Raw genomic sequence first — 1,413 nt, forward strand, 5'->3', positions numbered from 1 at the left:
GTTCAGGAACGAGTCGGTGGGGAGGGCGTACTCGACGCCGCCGCCGACGGCGTAGCCGGTGCGGAAGCTGTCGTTGGTGGCGTAGCCCCCGAAGGAGCGGTCAGCGCTGCCTGAGCCGTAGGCGAAGCCGCCGGTGCCGTAAACGAGGGTGCGGTCGAAGGCGTAGCCGAGGCGGCCGCGCACGGTGCCGAAGAAGTCGAGGCTCGACAGGCCGCGTGGGTCAGTCACGTAGAAAGCCGGGTTGACCAAGCCGCCCGTGATGAAAGCACTGTTCCGGTTGCGCCCGAAGTCGAGGTACTGGGCGTCGGCCTCGATGCCGATGACCACGCCCGAGCCCGGGGTGAACTGGTAGTTGTAGCCGACCTGGCCGCCGCCCGAGAAGCCTTCCTGGTTCTGCTGGCGGAAGGTCGCGGTCGTCCCGGCTGTGGCGAACGGTGCTGGCACCGCGAAGGACGGGCCGGCATTGTTGCTGCTGGCGTCGAACGCGTAGCCGGCGTTGATACCGAAGTAGGCGCCCGTCCAGGTGAACACCGGCACCGGGGTGAAGATCGGCGGCGGGGCGCGGCGCGGCAGGTCGGCTGCCGAGGCAGCGGCGGTGAGCGCGGTGAACGCGGCCAGTGTCGCCAGAAGCTTTTTCATGACTGTGATTTCCCCAGCAAGATGCCCGATCACCGATCAGGGTAGCTGGTTTTCCACAGCCAAGCTGTCGCCTCTCTGCCACACTTGCGGCAAAAGCGTGGCGCGCCCGCGATCAGTCGCTCTACGACTCGGCAGCGTCCTTCGCCTTCCGCGACCGACCAGCCCGTTTCGGCTTCTCGGGGACGGTCTCAGCGGGCGCCGCAGCCGCCTTGAAACGCTGATGGCCAAGCCTGCTGCTCCGGGCAAACTCGGCGCGCATGGCCGAGTAGCTAGCCGCCGTCGTTGGGTAGTCGCGCGGCAGCCCAAAGCGCTCCCGGTACTGCTCGACGGTCATGCCGTTGCCGGTGAGATGCCGCTTCAGCGTCTTGTACGGCTTGCCGTCGATGAAGCTGATCAGCGCGTCCGGCGTGATCGATTTCCGGATCTGGGCGGGCGTCAGCTTCTCAGCAACAGCAGCGGCGGGTGCACCGGCATTGCCGAGCCCCGTGAGCGCAGCGTGCGTGCTGGCGATCAGCGCGCCGATCTCGCTAGGCTGAACGCGGTTGTTCGACACATAGGCCGCAACAAGGCTGGTCGTCAGTTCGGTGTAGTCGGATGCAGGTCGCCCGATTGTTTCTACGTTCTCGTCCATGACCTGACCGGTATTTTGGACCGAGCCGATTGAGAGGCTACTGCATGGTGGCGGCGATGGGTAGCCGGAAGGCCAGATCCGGGTAGCTGACAGGCGCGGGCGGCCGATAGCCCAGGGACGAATGCGGCCGGACGCGGTTGTAG

At 66.6% G+C, this 1,413-nt stretch carries 2 protein-coding genes; both read right to left on the reverse strand.

Annotated elements, in window-relative coordinates; translation table 11 throughout:
- On the reverse strand, positions 1-639 hold a 639-nt coding region (locus MKL01_RS13175), incomplete at its 3' end, for an outer membrane protein (protein WP_243905675.1).
- 121 nt (positions 640-760) lie between these two features.
- The gene (locus tag MKL01_RS13180; RefSeq protein WP_243905676.1) at positions 761-1,270 is read right to left on the reverse strand and encodes a MucR family transcriptional regulator; all 510 of its coding nucleotides are present in this window, start codon (positions 1,268-1,270) and stop codon (positions 761-763) included.
- Between the last annotated feature and the right edge of the window lie 143 nt (positions 1,271-1,413).

The sequence above is a fragment of the Methylobacterium sp. J-070 genome, from assembly GCF_022829385.1.
Classification (GTDB): domain Bacteria; phylum Pseudomonadota; class Alphaproteobacteria; order Rhizobiales; family Beijerinckiaceae; genus Methylobacterium.

Excerpts from the sequence above, each read along its gene's own strand:
- MKL01_RS13180 (WP_243905676.1), bottom strand. The coding sequence starts at position 1,270 with ATGGACGAGAACGTAGAAACAATCGGGCGACCTGCATCCGACTACACC.